Origin of the sequence: Hydrotalea flava (genome assembly GCF_001623405.1) — a bacterium.
GTDB classification, from domain to species: domain Bacteria; phylum Bacteroidota; class Bacteroidia; order Chitinophagales; family Chitinophagaceae; genus Hydrotalea; species Hydrotalea flava.
The window spans coordinates 28,484-46,472 of record NZ_LUHG01000041.1; the positions used below are offsets into that span (position 1 = coordinate 28,484).

Annotated in this window: 18 protein-coding genes and 1 tRNA gene; 4 read left to right on the forward strand and 15 right to left on the reverse strand. The window is 36.2% G+C overall.

Annotated elements, in window-relative coordinates; all coding sequences use genetic code 11:
- On the reverse strand, window positions 1–2,478 hold the full coding sequence (locus A0F92_RS03650; RefSeq protein WP_167516787.1) for a gliding motility-associated C-terminal domain-containing protein: 2,478 nt from the start codon (window positions 2,476–2,478) through the stop codon (window positions 1–3).
- Window positions 2,479–2,993: 515 nt separating this feature from the next.
- On the opposite strand from A0F92_RS03650, the gene A0F92_RS03655 reads away from it, so the two are divergent.
- The 3 genes from A0F92_RS03655 (at window position 2,994) to rplT (ending at window position 7,023) form a co-directional block, all read left to right on the forward strand.
- The gene (locus tag A0F92_RS03655; protein ID WP_068241812.1) at window positions 2,994–6,179 is read left to right on the forward strand and encodes a sialidase family protein; all 3,186 of its coding nucleotides are present in this window, start codon (window positions 2,994–2,996) and stop codon (window positions 6,177–6,179) included.
- 258 nt (window positions 6,180–6,437) lie between these two features.
- Complete coding sequence (gene rpmI / locus A0F92_RS03660) at window positions 6,438–6,635, forward strand: 50S ribosomal protein L35 (RefSeq protein ID WP_068241815.1); 198 nt, start codon at window positions 6,438–6,440, stop codon at window positions 6,633–6,635.
- A gap of 43 nt (window positions 6,636–6,678) precedes the next feature.
- Entirely contained in the window at window positions 6,679–7,023 is a 345-nt protein-coding gene (gene rplT, locus A0F92_RS03665; RefSeq protein ID WP_068241817.1) for a 50S ribosomal protein L20, read from the forward strand.
- A gap of 200 nt (window positions 7,024–7,223) precedes the next feature.
- Here rplT and lpdA read toward each other — a convergent pair whose 3' ends face one another.
- From lpdA to A0F92_RS03680, 3 genes are all read right to left on the reverse strand, one after another.
- Complete coding sequence (gene lpdA, locus A0F92_RS03670; protein ID WP_068241819.1) at window positions 7,224–8,630, reverse strand: dihydrolipoyl dehydrogenase; 1,407 nt, start codon at window positions 8,628–8,630, stop codon at window positions 7,224–7,226.
- A 149-nt stretch (window positions 8,631–8,779) separates the two neighbouring features.
- The gene (locus A0F92_RS03675) at window positions 8,780–9,610 is read right to left on the reverse strand and encodes an SAM hydrolase/SAM-dependent halogenase family protein (RefSeq protein WP_068241821.1); all 831 of its coding nucleotides are present in this window, start codon (window positions 9,608–9,610) and stop codon (window positions 8,780–8,782) included.
- A 27-nt stretch (window positions 9,611–9,637) separates the two neighbouring features.
- Complete coding sequence (locus A0F92_RS03680; RefSeq protein ID WP_068241824.1) at window positions 9,638–10,441, reverse strand: SDR family oxidoreductase; 804 nt, start codon at window positions 10,439–10,441, stop codon at window positions 9,638–9,640.
- 134 nt (window positions 10,442–10,575) lie between these two features.
- Between A0F92_RS03680 and A0F92_RS03685 the strand changes: the two genes are divergently transcribed.
- Window positions 10,576–10,648, forward strand: a tRNA-Lys gene (locus A0F92_RS03685).
- A gap of 279 nt (window positions 10,649–10,927) precedes the next feature.
- Here A0F92_RS03685 and A0F92_RS03690 read toward each other — a convergent pair.
- The 11 genes from A0F92_RS03690 to A0F92_RS03740 all read right to left on the reverse strand — a co-directional run bounded on the left by A0F92_RS03690 (window position 10,928) and on the right by A0F92_RS03740 (window position 17,988).
- Window positions 10,928–11,257, reverse strand: coding sequence for a 2Fe-2S iron-sulfur cluster-binding family protein (locus tag A0F92_RS03690; protein WP_068241827.1), 330 nt, complete (start codon window positions 11,255–11,257; stop codon window positions 10,928–10,930).
- Window positions 11,258–11,265: 8 nt separating this feature from the next.
- Complete coding sequence (locus tag A0F92_RS03695) at window positions 11,266–11,595, reverse strand: metal-sulfur cluster assembly factor (protein WP_068241829.1); 330 nt, start codon at window positions 11,593–11,595, stop codon at window positions 11,266–11,268.
- Window positions 11,592–12,854, reverse strand: a complete 1,263-nt coding sequence (locus A0F92_RS03700) for a hypothetical protein (RefSeq protein WP_068241831.1) — start codon at window positions 12,852–12,854, stop codon at window positions 11,592–11,594. The genes A0F92_RS03695 and A0F92_RS03700 overlap by 4 nt, the downstream gene beginning before the upstream one ends.
- A 4-nt stretch (window positions 12,855–12,858) precedes the next feature.
- On the reverse strand, window positions 12,859–13,689 hold the full coding sequence (locus A0F92_RS03705; RefSeq protein WP_068241833.1) for a DUF2249 domain-containing protein: 831 nt from the start codon (window positions 13,687–13,689) through the stop codon (window positions 12,859–12,861).
- Between the two features lie 36 nt (window positions 13,690–13,725).
- A complete protein-coding gene (locus tag A0F92_RS03710; protein WP_068241836.1) occupies window positions 13,726–14,001 on the reverse strand; it encodes a hypothetical protein in 276 nt (91 codons plus the stop codon).
- Window positions 14,002–14,237: 236 nt separating this feature from the next.
- Entirely contained in the window at window positions 14,238–15,179 is a 942-nt protein-coding gene (ric, locus tag A0F92_RS03715; protein WP_068241838.1) for an iron-sulfur cluster repair di-iron protein, read from the reverse strand.
- Between the two features lie 25 nt (window positions 15,180–15,204).
- Window positions 15,205–15,666 carry a hypothetical protein gene (locus A0F92_RS03720; RefSeq protein ID WP_068241840.1) on the reverse strand — a complete coding sequence of 154 codons (462 nt, stop codon included), beginning with the start codon at window positions 15,664–15,666 and terminating at the stop codon, window positions 15,205–15,207.
- 58 nt (window positions 15,667–15,724) lie between these two features.
- Entirely contained in the window at window positions 15,725–16,003 is a 279-nt protein-coding gene (locus tag A0F92_RS03725; RefSeq protein ID WP_253810118.1) for a globin family protein, read from the reverse strand.
- Between the two features lie 180 nt (window positions 16,004–16,183).
- A complete protein-coding gene (locus A0F92_RS03730; RefSeq protein WP_068241842.1) occupies window positions 16,184–16,591 on the reverse strand; it encodes a cytochrome C in 408 nt (135 codons plus the stop codon).
- Window positions 16,592–16,667: 76 nt separating this feature from the next.
- Window positions 16,668–16,940: a hypothetical protein gene (locus tag A0F92_RS03735; protein ID WP_068241844.1), complete on the reverse strand. Its 273-nt coding sequence runs from the start codon at window positions 16,938–16,940 to the stop codon at window positions 16,668–16,670.
- A 19-nt stretch (window positions 16,941–16,959) separates the two neighbouring features.
- Window positions 16,960–17,988: a cbb3-type cytochrome c oxidase subunit II gene (locus tag A0F92_RS03740; RefSeq protein ID WP_068241847.1), complete on the reverse strand. Its 1,029-nt coding sequence runs from the start codon at window positions 17,986–17,988 to the stop codon at window positions 16,960–16,962.
- Window position 17,989: the final 1 nt, after the last annotated feature.

The window sequence follows — 17,989 nt, forward strand, 5'->3', positions numbered from 1 at the left end:
TTAACGAATAAGTGTTATTGAACCCCTTCGTTTTACTTTTTCATTACTCTGTAATGTTGCTTCGAAGGAATAATAATATACACCTACCGGCATTTTTGTACCATTATAACTTCCATTCCATCCTTGAGATTGTGTGGAAGTATAAAAAATTAATTGCCCCCACTGATTGTATATAGACAATTTCATTGTCTTTATAGTATTCCCATAAACAAAGAATAAATCATTATTACCATCTCCATTGGGCGTAAATGAATTAGGAATAAAAATGGCATCACCAATAGGGTTTAAAGTTGTAACTGTAATACTGCCCGGTGCACTTTCCTGACAAGCCAACTTACCTAAGGCTTTTACTTTAAAATTGATAGTTTGGTTGGGTCCTAATCCGGTTACCAATTCTTCTAAGGCAGTGAGGCCGGCAGCGGGTAACTGAAAGGTGGCACCGTTGTCTAAACTGATTAAGTAACTCACTGCTCCGGGAACCGGTAACCAACTAAACAAAACACTGTTTGCGGTTATGGTGTCTGCCTGAACAACGGGTGTGCTTAATGCAGAAGCTGCCTGAATGCCAATAGATGCATTTGTAGCTGCACAAATAGGTGGATTTGTGTTGGCTAATACAACATAATTGGTAGCCTGACTAATGGGTTGTGTTGTATATGAAGTACCAGTAAATAAAAGTGTATTGTTACCCACTTTATACCAATTATAATTTACGCCTGTTTCAGGATTCACTATGGATAATGTATCGGCTGTACCCGGGCAAACTGTATCTGAAGTTGCCTGAATGGTAAAAGGTTTTGGACTTGTTGCAAATTGAACTTTTGTACTATCGGTAACCGTACAAATACTATCTGTTACTTTAACTTTATATACTCCATTTGAATCAACAGTAGTAGATGCCGTTGTATCGCCGGTTGACCATAAGTAACTGGTAAAGCCTGTACCGGCATTCAATACTTTAGAAGTGTCATTACAAACAGTTGTGGTAGCAGCTAACAAAGTTTTTAGCGCATCCACCTTTATTGTAACCTGATCTTTACAAACATAAGGACTGTCGGTATAGGTAACAGAATATGTGGTAGTTTGTGAAGGATAAACTTTGATGGTAGTAGTAGTATCACCGGTAGACCATACTAATGTTGGTTTGGGTTGTTTTATAAGAGAAGAATCAGGATAATATGCCCAAATTCCATCAATTCTAGCCCATATCACTCTTTTATCAACCGGATCATAATATGCATAACCGTTGGATGCATTTAAAGGAGCAGCAGGTGGTACTGCACCTGTTCCTACAAACTCACTGAATCCATTATCAGTTCCCCAGTTAAACCGAAAGGTTTTTTTGGTATTCACTAAATATTGATTCAATGGGTAATCGCCTGTTGGTTGAAATCCACCGAATAAATAAAATCTATTCTTGTCATAATCGTAAGTCATAGCACCTTCATATTGAATAGTGCTGTTATTAGTGGGCAAAATATTGGTAAAGGTGTACGTATTTAAATCCAATGCATATAAATCTTTCAACCAGCAAAACATACCATTGGCTGTAGCCCAAGGGCTTCCTAAAGAACAGGTGCCGCTTAATTCATTCCCATCGCAACTACCCTGCCCCGAAAATAAAAACAAAGTTTTCCCATCAGCAGATGTGCCCATTAAATTTCCACCTTTTGGTGGATTACAATCACTTAAATTGGGGCGTTTTTGTATCCAGGATAAATTATTTTCATAAATCCAGTTCTTAACAGTAAACCCACCATAACCTCCATAAAAACCGGGACTATTTGTGATGGGATTCCAGTATGAGCTGGCGTTATAGTCAGCATTATCAAAAGCACCGTTGCCTATTTGTGTCCATGCACCACCGGTAGCCGGTACTGCATAAACATTGTCTGTTCCTGCACGCCATAAAATCAGCCTGTTGTTGGTATAGTCATACGTAAATTCGGTATAGTTACCCGGCCATCCCGGCCAGTTATTGGCAAAAATTTCGGTACTGGTTTTGTTCTTTAAATCGTACCGAATAATTCTTTTGTTAATGATTGAATACAAATACTGATTTACCTTATCATAACCATATGCCTTGAGGTTAAAAGCAGTTTGGTCAATATTATTTCCACTAATTAATAATACCCAAACCCCGGGTGGTTCACTGTCAACATGCACCGGTTTAATGGCAGTAAGGGTAACGGTATCTCCTTTACAAATTGTGGTATCTTTTTGTACAATTAACTTAGCCGGACAAGAAAAAGGAGCAATTGCACTATCAAATGAAAAGGATATAGGATTATGTTCGTTTGAAAATGCAGGTTTGATTTTGACAGATGTATTCCTTTCAAAGGAAGGGAATGTTATTTCCCCTAATGAACTGCTTGCATTATGTAAAGAATGTACATGAAAAAAACCACTAGGTGCAAAACCCAGTAAAACAGTGCTAAAAACTACCAATAAAAACGATAAAGTAAAATACTTATTCATGCGTTCAAAATAAAAGTGATACTCCCGTTTTATATTCAAAAAAATTATTCTGAAACCGGGAGTCGTAATTGGTTTTTTATTTTTCATGAATTATCACCCAGATAAGCATCAATGAAAAACCATTATATAATTACTTAATTTCATTAAACGGCAGAGGGAATAAAATATTGTATAAGCATGTTAAAATACACATTATTTTCAATAAAACCGGTATTCTATTGATAAATTCTAAGCAAATAACTATTTTTTCTAATTATATCTTATTTTAAATACTTGCATTACAGCCGGTAATAATAACTTCCTTCCACATTTTACAATTGTAATAAAGAAGATTCAATTTTTGCAAAACATGCTGCTTTTTTATAAACTTTTGGCGAAAAAGTGTAAATTCAGACATTATAAAACAATTAAAATAGCATAGTGTTGGTTAAAAGAAAAAAATCAATTTTAAATTTATATATTAGTATTCTGGAAATATTTTTTCCGATTTTAATCATATTTACAAGACTAACACTATGCTTCCATTCAAATGCTTTTCTAAAAAAATCTGTTTAGGTATTTTATTGATAGGCACATTGCTGCAAGTATCTGCTCAGTATCAAAGCACTTCAAAAAACAAACCCGTCTATGACCTTCATTTATACAACGGGATGCATTGGCGTAATATTGGCCCATGGCGTTCAGGCCGGTGTTTGGCGGTAATGGGTATACCCAATGATCCACACACCTACTATGCCGGACAAACCGGAGGCGGCGTATGGAAAACAACAGATGGGGGTAATTCCTGGAAATGTGTATCTGATTCTTTTTTTACCTCAAGTTCAGTGGGTGCCATTGCTGTAGCACATATCAATCAAAATATAGTTTATGCCGGTACCGGTGAGGTAGAAATGCGTAACAATATTTCTTTTGGAGATGGTATCTACAAATCTACCGATGCCGGTAAAAGCTGGAAGCATATTGGCTTAGAAAAAACTTATGCCATTGGAACCATTGCCATTAATCCTGAAAATGATAATCAGGTTTATGCGGCTGCCATGGGTAAAGTATATGGAGCCAATAAAGAACGCGGATTATATCGTTCCAATGATGGGGGCAATACCTGGCAACAAATTTTGTATGTGAATGATAGTACCGGTTGTGTGGATGTGAAAATAGATCCGGTAAACCCATTCATCGTTTATGCTTCCATGTGGCAGGCTTATCGAACTCCTTATTCATTAAGCAGCGGTGGCAGGGGCTCGGGTTTATATAAGTCGCTGGATGGGGGCAATACCTGGCAGTTGCTTTCCGAAAATCCGGGTATGCCCAAGGGATTAAAAGGAAAAATGATTTGCACCATCTCTCCGGTGCAGCATGAAAGAATTTGGGCCATTGTTGAAAATGAACACAGTGGTGTATTTCGTTCAGAGGATGGTGGTGCTACTTGGCAATTGGTAAGTACCAAAAACGATTTAACCCAACGCCCATGGTACTTTAGCCAGATTTTTGCCGATACCAAAAACCCCAATACGGTTTATGTGTTGAATGTAGAATTTTGGAAATCGATTGACGATGGCTGTAACTGGGAAAAAATTACCAATAGGCATGGCGATAACCATGATATGTGGATAAATCCTCAAAACCCATCTAACTGGATAATGGGCGATGATGGCGGCCCGCAAATTACTTTTGATGGTGGTAAAAAATTTACTGCACCTGATTTACCTACTGCTCAGTTTTACCATGTAAACTTAGATAATGAATTTCCATATCATGTATATGGTGCACAACAAGACAATACAAGTGTTAGAATTGCCAGCCGAACTGCCAATGAAGGAATTGGTATACGTGACTGGTACCCGGTGGCAGGTGGAGAAGCCGGTTATATTGTACCTGACCCCCTGAATGCACAAATCACTTATGGAGGAGAATATGACGGACAACTTAGTACCTACAATAAATTAACCGATCAAAACAGAAATATATCCGTTTATTCCGAACAGCACAGCGGAGAAGGGGCTATTGTAATGAAATATCGCTTTAATTGGACCTATCCCATCGCTTTTTCGCCGCACAATAATAAAATGATGTATGTTACTTCTAACCATGTGCACCGAACAACCGATGGCGGACAAACCTGGGAAACCATCAGCCCGGATTTAACCAGAAATGATCCGGCAACCCTTCAGCCCAGTGGCGGACCCATTACTTTAGATAACAGTTTAGCCGAAGTATACGGAACCATTTTTGCATTTGCAGAATCGCCTGTACAATCAGGTGTTTTATGGGCCGGTTCAGATGATGGGTTGGTGCATCTAAGTAAAGATGATGGCAAAACATGGCAAAACGTTACACCATCAGCCATCCCAAAATGGGCACTCATTAATTATGTGGAACCCTCTCATTTTGATGCAGCTACCTGTTATGTTGCTGCTACACGCTATCAAAGTGATGATACCAAACCCTATTTATTTAAAACACATGATTATGGCAAAACCTGGACATCTATTTCTGAAGGTGTTCAAAGCTATAACCGCTGTATTCGACAAGACCCAACCCACCAAAACATTTTGTATTGCGGCACAGAAACCGGTATTCTTGTTTCGTTTGATGAAGGAGAACATTGGCAAAGCCTGCAACTCAATCTACCCAATACACCGATAAGAGACATACAGGTTCAAACCCGCGATAATGATTTGGTGGTTGCAACACATGGCCGGTCATTTTGGGTATTAGATGACATTACACCGCTTTACCAGTTAAATGAGCAGATGGCAATGAGTAAAGCTTTTTTATTCAAACCAAAAAATACATACAGAACTCCTTTAGGAAATAATAACCCTACCCCACCGGTACACGAAGGGCAAAATGCCCCCGCTGGTGCTATTGTGCATTATTATTTCAAAAATAAACCATCCGGTGAGGTACGTTTAGCCATTCAAACTGAAAAGGGCGACAGTATTATTACCTATTCTTCTCAAAAAAATTATTTTGGAGAATCCATTACGCACAATCAAAATTTTATTGAAAATCACAAGAAAAAACAATCCGGTATTTTAACAGCAGATAGCGGAATGAATACATTTATCTGGGATTTGCGCTACCCGGATGCAAAAGCTGATACTTCTGCCACTTTTGAAGGTGCTTTAACCGGCCCAATGGCAGTGCCCGGAAATTATACCATTGCATTGTATGTTGGTGATAAATTGATTCAGAAACAACCCCTCACCATTGTAAACGACCCAAGAAATACATTTGGAACAAATGATCTGGCAAAGCAATTTGAATTAGCCCAACAAATTCACAATACCCTCAATGTAATTGGAACTACAACAAAAAACATACGGAAGATCAGGAAAAAAATTCAGGATTTTGCCGGCACACTTTCCCATTCAGATTCTATTCAACAATTCAATGCACTTACAAAACCATTATTAGATAGTTTAACGATAGTTGAAATAACTTTAATGAATCCTAAAATTTTAGCAAGTGAGGATGATTTACGTTTTCCGGTTCGGTTAGAAGAAAAATTGTCGGCACTCAATGTAGCCGTTCAGCAAGCAGATGCCCCTCCCACTGCTTCTATGTACAGCAGCTATCAAAATCTAAAAGAGCAAATTGACATACAATTCAACAATTTTAGAAACCTGCTGCAAAAAAATGTTCCTGCCATTAATCAATGGATTGCGAATCAGAAACAACCATTTATTGCCTTATAAAACTAAAATTGAGTAAAAACCAGATGAAACTCACAGCCAGATCAGTGATAGGTAGATTGTTACCATCATGCTTTGAAAATGTTTATTATACAGTCTGATCTGGCTATAATAAAATGATTGCAAAAAATATTATGGACTAATCTTGCTAAATATGTTTATTTATACCTACTTTTGCACTCCAAAATTTTCCCGTAAGGTTCAACAAGTGTATCCCCGTGGATACCACCAGCAGGGTGTAATCTGAATAAAAGATTATTTATGCCAAAAGTTAAAACAAACTCAAGCGCAAAAAAACGCTTTAAAGTTACCGGAACAGGTGAAATAACCTTCCAAAAAGCTTTTAAACGACACATTCTTACCAAGAAAACCAAGAAAAGAAAAAGAACACTCAACAAAAAAGGTCTTGTTGGTTCTACCAACAAAGATTTTGTAATGCGCTTATTACGTTTAAAATAAAATTATTACACCATCTCTTTTAAAAGAGTTAAAATATTAAAATATGCCACGTTCCGTTAATGCAGTTGCTTCAAGAGCAAGAAGAAAAAAAATATTAGATCAGGCTAAAGGCTACTATGGTAAACGTAAAAACGTTTATACCGTAGCTAAAAACATTGTTGAGAAAGGGATGACCTACAGTTATGTTGGTCGTAAACTGAAAAAAAGAGAATATCGCCAATTGTGGATTGCACGTATTAATGCTGCCGTAAGAGAAGAAGGATTAACGTATAGCCAGTTTATTCACAAATTGTCTGTGAAAGGCATAGATTTAGACAGAAAAGTATTGGCTGACTTAGCCATGAATAATCCTGAAAGTTTTAAATCTTTAGTAGCTTCTGTGAAGTAAGAAAAATAGACAGAATGAATCATTACCGGGCTTGTCCCGGTTTTTTTGTTTTAACACCCTCCGTACAAAGCAACCCATCAAAATTTTCACAAGCGTTCATTCAAAATTATTATATATAAATTTTTAACATGTACAACCATAAAAAAAGTTCAGTGTTTCAATTGGCACTGAACTTTTTCTATAAGCAATTTACTTTACAACTAAATATCAATTGCTTCACCATAAGCAGCAGCAGTAGCTTCTTTCAAACCTTCACTCATGGTTGGATGCGGATGTATAGCATTTAAAATTTCATGGGCAGTTGTTTCTAATTTTCTGGCAACAACGGCTTCTGCTATCATTTCTGTTACATTGGCACCAATCATGTGGCAACCCAGAAACTCACCATATTTTGCATCGAAAATTACTTTTACAAAACCTTCTGTAGCACCTGCAGCGCTGGCTTTACCGCTGGCAATAAAAGGGAATTTACCAACCTTAATATCATACCCTGCTTCTTTTGCTGCTTTTTCAGTATAACCAACACTGGCAATTTCGGGTGTACAATAGGTACAACCTGGAACATTGTTATAATCAATTACATCGGGCAAATGTGCTATTTTCTTTTCTAAATAAGCCATATGCTCTGCTGCATTAATTCCTTCTTTTGAGGCAACATGTGCCAAAGCCTGACCGGGCGTACAGTCGCCTATTGCATAAATACCGGGTATGGTAGTTTGCTGATATTTATCAACAATAATTTTACCTTTTTCGGTTTTAATGCCATTTTCTTCCAGCCCTATATTTTCTATATTGGCTACAACACCTACGGCACTTAAAACAATATCTGCTTCTAAAGTCATCATACTGCCATCCTGTTTCTTCACCTGTGCTTTAACGCCATTATCTGAAGTATCTACACTTTCAACCGATGCATTGGTAAAAATTTCAATACCTTGTTTTTTGTATTGTTTTTCCAATTCTTTTGAAATTTCTTCATCTTCTACCGGCACAATTCGAGACAAAAATTCAACAATGGTAACTTTTGTACCCATGCTGTTGTATACATAAGCAAACTCTACTCCTATTGCACCACTGCCTACAATAATCATGCTTTTGGGCTGAACCGGTAATACCATTGCTTCACGATAACCAATTACTTTTTTACCGTCCTGTTTTAAATTCGGCAATTCGCGGCTTCTGCCACCGGTTGCAATCACAATATATTTTGATTCGATGATTTTTTTGGTACCTTCCGCAGCAGTTACTTCAACTTTACCTTTGCCTTTTACTTTACCGGTACCCATAATCACGTCAATTTTATTTTTCTTCATCAAAAATTGAACGCCTTTACTCATTTTATCTGCCACACCCCTGCTTCGCTGAATTACGGCCGGAAAATCCTGCGTACCGGTTGCATTAATACCATAGTTAGCACTATGTTTTATGTAATCGTACACATTCGCACTTTTAATTAATGCCTTGGTGGGTATACAGCCCCAGTTTAAACAAATACCACCTAAACTTTCTTTTTCTATAATCGCTACTTTAAAACCTAATTGTGAAGCTCTGATTGCAGCGGGATACCCTCCTGGTCCGCTTCCAATTACAATAACATCGTATGCCATAATTTAAATAATTAAGATGAGTGGTTGAAAACAATATTGTACAACCAAAAAATAACAGATGCAAAAATACTGGCTAATCTGCAAATGGAAAAAAGAGAGTTCAAAAAGGAATAAGATTTCATTGCAAAAAATTCTTTATACTAATTTAATCATGATATTTTAAGAAAATAAATTCTTATAGTTTGATAAAATAAGGCATTGGCATGCAGACTGCCCGGTGCATTTTTATTGGATGCAAAACTGCGTAGACCAAATAATGCAGCCATTTTACCATTATTAACAGCCAGTTCTAAATATCCTGCAGCATTAAACATAGCCAGCACCTCGCCCCTGGGTACATCAGCATAACTTTTACTGATTTTATTGATGGAAACATTATTTGGGATGCTAATTTCAAATGGCCGGTTGACTGCTGCTTCCTGAAATTGCTGATTTGAAATATTGATAATTACATTATCAAATTTATCAATAAATAATACCTGACCTTCTATCCAATCATTACCCATAGAGGGTTGTAAAGAAATTTTTTGTTGAAAAGTAATAGCTGTATCAGCAAGCCGGATTAAGGGCTCTCCCTGCAATAATCTTCCAATAATGCCTGCCAATATTTGTGTAATTTCTAAAATAGTAGCAGCTGAATGAACTGAAATAGAAAATGGCTGAATATGTTGCTTTTCAGCAATCATGGTTAGGAGGCCATTGTCAGGACATATAATAATTTGTCCATTTACTTCAGCTAAAATAAATTGTTCGTTATTTCCTTCAAAACAATCTACCAAAATTAAGTGAATGGTGCCTTTTGGAAAATATTTGAATGCATGATTACATATATATGCCACATGCGGATAATTATTAGCATTTAAATCGTGATTGATATCTACAATATTGGCTTGTGCAAATTGCGTAATTATTTGACCCTTAATAGCCCCTAAAATATAATCCTGAACACCAATATCGGATGATAAAGTAACAATTGACATGCTTGTGGAACGTTGGATGCAATAATATTATTTTACCAACTCACCTTGTTTATAAAAAAACTTTTTGATAAGTCGATCTGCCAGTGCTGGAAAAAATTTATTCAGCCATACGGTTTGTTTTCCCTGCGAAGTAAGCACCAATGTACGTTTTCGTTTTTCAATTGCTTTCATGATATATATGGCACAGGTTTCTGCCGTCATTAATTTCGATTCATCCATCGGACTTTCACCTTGTGGTTGCGCATCTTTGTTTAATGCTGCATTGCGAATATTAGATGCAGTAAAGCCAGGGCAAACCCACATTACATTCACACCCTCATCCATTAATTCTGTTCTTAATGCTTCCAGCCAGCCATTCATGGCAAATTTTGACGCAGAATAACCGCTTCGTCCCGGTAAACCCCTGTATCCTGCAATGGACGAAACACCCATAACAGTTCCCTTGTTTTGAATAATGTAGGGTAATGCATATTTTGTACAATAAACAGCACCCCAAAAATTTACGTCCATTAAACGTTTCAGCGTTTCTAAATTGGTTTCTTTAAAAAGCGAACGCATGGAAATGCCCGCATTATTAATTAAAATATCGATGGTGCCATACAATTTAATTACCGCATTTATAAAATTTTTACAATCAGTTTCATTGCTAACATCTGCAGCCTGAACCATTAAAGGTTTGCCTGCATGGATGGATTGTAAAAAATATAATTTATCGTAATTACGGCCACAGGTAGCCACTTTAGCACCCTGCACCATAAAAGCCTCTACCAGTGCCTTTCCAATTCCTTCAGAGCCACCGGTAATTACAACAACTTTATTATTAAATACCATGATTCAAATTATTATTTGCAAAAATAAGGTTCTGTTGTTGTAGGTTGTGAATAAATATCTTTACAATAGATTTGAAAAAAATTTGGACAGAAAAACTTTTCGCCTATTTTTGCACTCCCAAAAACAAACGGGATGATTCCGTAGCTCAGTTGGTAGAGCAATACACTTTTAATGTATGGGCCCTGGGTTCGAGTCCCAGCGGGATCACAAACAACAAAAAAAGCCTTATCAAAAAAATTGATGAGGCTTTTTTAATTTTGAATTATTGCCAGAAAGTATTGAATCACTCATCTGTAAAGTTTAAATGGTAATACCTTAGTTTGTGCCTTAACATGCTTTCTTATAACCTTTTCAGTAATTCAGTAATTTTTAATAAAGCCTTCTTAAAACGGAACGTCAATGACGAAAAAAGCAAATAAGCGCTACAAAAAAAAGAGGCTAAAGCCTCTTTTAGTAGATATTGGAACTTGGGGGTAATAAGCACTTTCATTGCCATTCATAAATTTTCTGAACCGCATCCTGCAAACTATCATTGATGAATATCTGACAGGATAATTGAATATTTTTTTTCAACATAGCTGCTTTTTTCAATGTAGTCATTTCATTTCGTTGCAAGCCCTCCAACAAATTGGGTGCAGTTATTACTTCAATCATACAGATAACGCATTTACCCATTCCCCGGCATTCTCCAAAATCTTCTACATTAAATTGATCTTCTAACAAATGCATCAGGTTTCTGTAAGCATTGGTATAGGTATGCACCTGCTTTGTTTCATTACCAAAAATTATATGAAAAGAAATGATATTATTATGCATGAAAAGGTTTAAGCAATCCCTAATAATTTTTTACCCGTGTCTGTCATCATTTCAAAAGTCCACTTGGGTTCCCACACTAATTGAACAGTTATTTCATGATTCGGATAGTACACAGATAAAGCATTTTTAACTCCGAAAGTAATGGCATCACCCAAAGGACAATGTGGGGTAGATAAAGTCATTTCAATGGTAATATTGTTTTCAGAAAATACAATATCATATACCAAACCCAAATCAACTATATTAATGAATAGTTCAGGATCAATTACCTGATACAACGCCTGCAATATTTTTGATTTTTCGGTATAAAACTGATCATTTTTCGAAATTATAATCATAATTTTCTTGTTTTATGTAATAAAATCGTGAAAACATTCCACACAAAAAAAATAGCCAACAACAACCAAAGAATACTACCCGCCAACATCAAAATATTTTCACTGAACAATAGTCCGGCGCATAGCATTACCAGTGCAGCGATAAAAAAATAAAAATTCAGTTTTACAAAATTTTCATGATACAAATGCTTTGGCAACGGAACCTTTACTTTCCCATTCAAAGCTTTATAATGATCGTTCCATACAATAAACGGTAATGTTTTAAATGTTTGGCCTAAAATAATACCCGATAACCAACCCATTAAAATAAGTAACCCATATAATTGAATGTATGGCATACCCCAACCATGCATCAAAAAAGGGAGCAGAATTAACGCTAGAAAAAGAAATAGAAATGAAAGTAAAGTAAACCGCATTTGAAAATCGAGTGGCTTTCGCACCCTACTTTTATAAGTAGCTACAATATAAAATAACCAGCATAAAATGCCTGCAACAACCAATATGTAACTTATCCAAATGAAACCATTCCATAAACCCAATAGGGCTGCAATAATCAAAATAAGCAATCCGGCATTTTGAAACCAAAATGCACCTTGCAAAAAACCATTGGGCTTATTTCTGCTCAATAAAAACATGGGTACCAGTTTAGAAGATACACCGGTAATTAATTGTAAAAACCAGCCTGCAAATCCAATATGCGCATGCATGGCAATCAATTTCAACTGACTAGAATTAAAAATTGGAAATACTAAATGGATGGCCAATAATAATCCGAAAATAGTGGTAACCAATAGCCAAAAAGCAGCACTTAGAACAAAACATTTTTGAATGGAATGCTTATTGCATGTTTGAGCAGTGCCCGTTGCGTTAATTGCATATAAAATTGCAACTATTACAACCAATGAGCCGCCGGTAATCATCCAAAAACCGGTTAAAAAAAACCAAAAGGAAATGATGAGAATGATAACGCCGGGTAATAAAATAAAAAATGACAACAATGCCAGTACGTTACTAAATAAATTTCTTTCGCAAATTACAGGCAGTAACTGATACGAAGCGCCAAAAATTACCATAGTAACCCAACCCAAAGTTGTGGCATGAACAATTGCCAGAATATGCGGATGTAAAAATTGTACAATAACAATTTGATGAGAAAAAAAAAGCAGGGCTGATAAGGTTAAGAAAAACAAACTGCCTACAGCATAAAATGGCAATACTGCATAACCTTTGGGTGCTTTAGCAATATTAATATCGGCCATAATTTTATTTTTTATGAATCAACATATTTACCGCAGTATCACTAATGCTGTGAATATGCACTATCCAGGATTGATCGGCCAGCGACTCCAGCAAATACACAGGAATTCGCTTGTGATGTACCAATAAAATTTCATCATTCTTTAATTGTTCTAATTGAGAAAGTATTGCTTCCATAGGGCCGGGCATAGGTATTGAACGCACATCAATGGTAACAATTTTATGGGCAGTGTATTTATTGATGATTTGTTGAAAAGAATCAGTATCTTCCATAATAACAAAATCTTGTTGAGCTGCTGCAACGTCTTTTTGCTTATCTACCTTCAGAAAATAAGTACGATACTCTGTATCAGATATAGTTTCGGTAAAAGACAATGCCTGATCTTTTTCTAATAAACGAATGAGTGGTACCGGAATAAATGAATTAATAATACAGAGAATGCCTTGCGGTGCCATACCTTTTAAACGTTGTATAATTTCTTTTAAAGGGTCGTTACCTGATTGTAGCATTGGCCGTACATCAAAAAAATGAATCTGCTCAATGGGTGTATGGATCAACCACTGGGGTTTTTCAACAACGCTATTATTTGCAAGCGCATCGGTTGTTGATTCTTCAAAAACAAATCCGAGTGGTTGCAATGCTTTTTTAAAATCGTCAATGGTACAACCGCCCATTTTAGCAGCCTCAGCAATAGTAACTCTGGATGCCATTATTTTTCGCATCAATGGATTTCTTAATTTTTCCAAAGGCTTTGCCAAACAGACAATGGCTTCAATTGCTGCTTTATTTTCTTGCAGAATCTTTGAAATTTTTGTATGTGAATCAATGGTATTCATAAATAATTTATTTTATACGATGCTTGTTAGCAACTATCATTTTTGCTTCAGCCAGAAAACATCTGCATAACCATCTTCTGAATGCGCATTAAGGAACGAAGCCAATTTAATGCCTGCATTTGCCCAATCAGTTTCATTCATTTGTTGTTCAATTAAAGGAAATAAAATTCTTTCTTCAAATCGGGTATGTTGTTCAATCATTTCAACAAGACTTTTGATGTGTTGAAATGATGTTTTCGTTGGACTTAAACATTGTTCAATTTGCATTTCAATATTTTTATGGTGCTGATAAGCAAACTTAATTTCAGGCATTGAAATATGACTAAACAATGTAATTTCCTCTTCACTAAAATGAAGTTTAAGATGGGTTTCCAGAAATAATCAATATACTTTGCAAGACGTTCAACTGAAGTATGGTTCTTTATGCCCTCTTTTAATTTTCAGCAAAACAAAAGAACAAAGTGATGCTCTTTAGACAATGGCACTAAATACTTTTTCGTTGAATAGGTTTATTTGTCATATAGCATCACTTTAAATGGTTAAATAAATTAAGCTTGTTCTAATGCCAATGCTTTTGGAAAAAGAATATTATTTTCTAAATGAATGTGTAATAGCAGATCAGATTCAAATTCCTTCATTTTATCAAACAAATAAGCATAGCTGTTGCAGGCATCTGCGGGAAGTGAATACTCATTGGTTAATTTTCTGAAAAACTTTAAATCTTTACCGGACACTTCATGTTCTGTAATCATCATTTTTATGGCTGCAGAAATTAAACCATCGGAAACGGTTACATTTTGATGATCTCTTTTTTTCTGAACCAATAATTTAATTTGAGGGAATAAAATTTTTTCTTCCTTTAACATGTGGCTATTCATATCACTTAAAAAAGCATGTGTTTTTTGAGAAAGTTCAAACAGCTCAGGATGATTAGTACCATGCTGTTGGGCAACTTTATCGGCTAACTGGTCTATAATAGCGGATGCATCTTTTACATAACGGTGATGCGTTTGTACAATATAATCGGTCAAAAAATCAATTTCCCAACTATTAAAATCCTGCGATGCTTTTTGGGTTTGATTTTCAACGGCCTCTAAAGCAGCTTTTACATCTGCTTCAGCTACACCGGCCTCGGCAGCAGCTTCATGAATTGTTTTATTCCCACCACAACAAAAATCAATTCCCATTTTTTTAAATACTTCTGCTTTACGCAGGTCTTTTGCTGCAATGGCGCCTACGGTATCTGATGGTGCAGCAGCAGGCTTTTTGGCTATTTTAACCTGCCACCATTGCGGGCCGGCTTCCAAATAATCCCAGGTAAAAATATTACCTCTTTCGCCTAATAACTGATAATAGAGCGGTTTGGGATCATGATCATTTAAAATTAAAAACGCCTCTCCTGCATTGAGTGCATCAAAATTCTGAAAAATGGTGGGATGTTTTAACTTGGGTGGTATTTGTGTTACATCTAAAGTTTGAATAGTACTCATAGTTGTGTTTTTTAAAAATGAATAATTATGGATGTTTAAAAAGAAAAACCTGAATGGAGAAATAAATCAACAAACCAATTTTAATGCATTCGGCACCAATGAAATAAATATGAAGTGATGAAGCGGGTAAACTATTGCTGGCAATAATAGCAGAAGCCCTTTTATCTAATTTTGGCAATAACCAAAAAGTTTCTAAAACTAAAATAACCAGTACAATAACAAAAGTGAAACACAGGTCGATTATAGCATGTAAATTGTTTTCGTTTACTGCAACGAACTGATAAATGAATACAACGGCAATAATGAAAGCCAGCGCCCATTCCACTTTATTAAGTGCGCTAAAAACCAATCGTCCAATCCCTAAACCAATAGGAAGTGTTACCCCCGGCGCCTTAAATTTAATCCAGGCCTCCATAAAACTGATGGCTCCGGTAAAACCAATCCAAATCAGTGCAGCAGATACCATCATATCGTTTAACTTAGTCATTTTAAATATTTTAACTGTTTCAATCTCGAATTTGCGTAATGCATACACTTCTGAAACATTACATTAAAGGCTTTAATGTGTTTTTAGATAGATAATTGATCTTGCTTTCAAACATAACAGCCATTTTACCTGCCCGCCACTTAGCTTCGTCTGCTTTTATTCCTTCAAAATGAGTATCAATAGTTTCCATAAATAATGCTATCCAATGCTCAAAATGTTCGTGCTGCACCGCACCGGCAGGTTGGCATGCGGTAAAAATGGTGCACCGAAATAAGTATTTGCATCCAACAGAACTGTTTCCCAAAAGCGATACATCTTTTCTAAATGTTCGGACCAATGGTTTTGAATAACGTTGTTAAAAATGGGTGCCAATAGTTCATCTTTTTGAACCTTATCGTAAAAACTATTTACTAAAACTTGAATATCCTGAAATGTTACTATGTCTTTTTTGGTGTGCATTGTGTAGTTATTAAAATACCTTTTTGCCTTTTATTATTGTAATTTTTTTTAATGTGGTTTATTGCCGAATTGTTAAGTAACGTGCCAAATAAAATATTGCCCAGGCAATAAATGAGATGGTGATTACCCATACCCATGATGGTATACTTTTGGGAGATTCGCTGCCCACAATTAAAAATTCTTTTTGATTTCCTTTTCCATAGGCATTAATCATTAAGGGTAAAATACCATCTACTACCGCATTTTCCTTAATTCCTTCTACTTCAATGGCGGGGCCATTCCGTACAACAAAGGGAATAATTCGTATACCCTCCTTACCTGTAGGATCTTTACTTACAATACGAAGTACGTGATCCCCATCTACCAGTTTTCTGGTATCCAGTTCAAACCGTACAGGCGATTCAAAAGTTGAAATGGGCTGCACTTCATCATCAAGGAATACCGTAATAGTGCTTTTATCTTTCATGAATCATGCGTTTAAAATAATATAAATTGGTTGCAATAGATACTAAACATTTTTAATTTCAACAATAACAAATGTTTCAAAATCCATCTTTCTTAAATATCGTTTGTTTAATATGATTGGCATTGGTTTCTCCCGGTTTAATTAACCATTTTACCGAGTAATACAATGTAGCCAACACAATTATCATAGCAATGCTTACAATGAAATAATCCCAATTACCATCCGGGCCCGGGCCATGGGTAATTCCTTTTAAAAATGCGGGCTGCTGTTCCTCACAGGCAGCGCATGCCCATACCTTACCGGTAAAATTGAGGAGAAGCAGAATTGCGAAAAATATTTTTTTTATCATAACAAATAAATTTTTATTATTATTTATTTTCAGTAGCAGAATCTTTTACCAAATCCATTAATTTTTTCACCTCGTCGGCAGTTACGGTTTTGGCATTATTACCCCAGCTTGTTTTTTCATGATTCATGATGGCAGCTATTTCATCTGCAGAAAGATTATTATTGGTACCCACTGCAGGCATTGGGCCAAATCCCTCTTTTTCCCTTCCTGTGTAACCATTCATAATAATATTGACCATTAAGGCAGCATTATCATCCAGCACTACTTTACTTCCCTTCAATGCAGGAAAAGCGCCGAGCAATCCCTCACCGTTAGCCTGATGGCAACTTTGGCAATTGGCTGTATACAAGGCTTCTCCATTCAATACGGTAGCGCCGGTACTGGTACCTGTTTTTGCTTCAGATGCAGCCACTTGTTGCTTGTATAAAAAATCGGGAGAAGGGCTTCCATCGGGTAATTTAGTCTGTTTTAATGATTCGAGATAAGCCACCAATTGTAAAGCTTTGGGCATAGCTACCACCTTCCCTTTTTGGCCATATAAAAAAGCATCCGGAACATTAACCACTACATCATTTTTAGCGGGTTGTTCTTTTATTTCAAATAACCAGGAATAAGCAGGCATTACAGATTCTTTTACTACAATTCTTGGATTATACAAATGCACCAGATTCCATTCTTTGCTGGGCTGGCGTAAGCCAATATTGGTTAAATCGGGCCCGGTTCGTTCAGTACCCATTAAAGTAGCAGTATTTACCCAAATACTCTGGCGATGTATTCCTGCATAATCAGCAGCAATACTGGGGCGTTCACCCCAAACTTTATCCATAGCAATGTTTCGTACCTGTTGTGTATGGCAGGCAACACATCCGTTTGAAATAAATACTTCTTTGCCTTTAATGGCATCTTCAGACATCGGCGTGGCATTAGGCAATGGGGCATTGTTGTATTGATTGCGCCAGGCCGGCAAAATAGCAACCAATATTGTAAGGCCAATAAAGAATAAAGCCGCAGCTGAAAATAACTTCTTATGATTATCAAACAGTTCCATA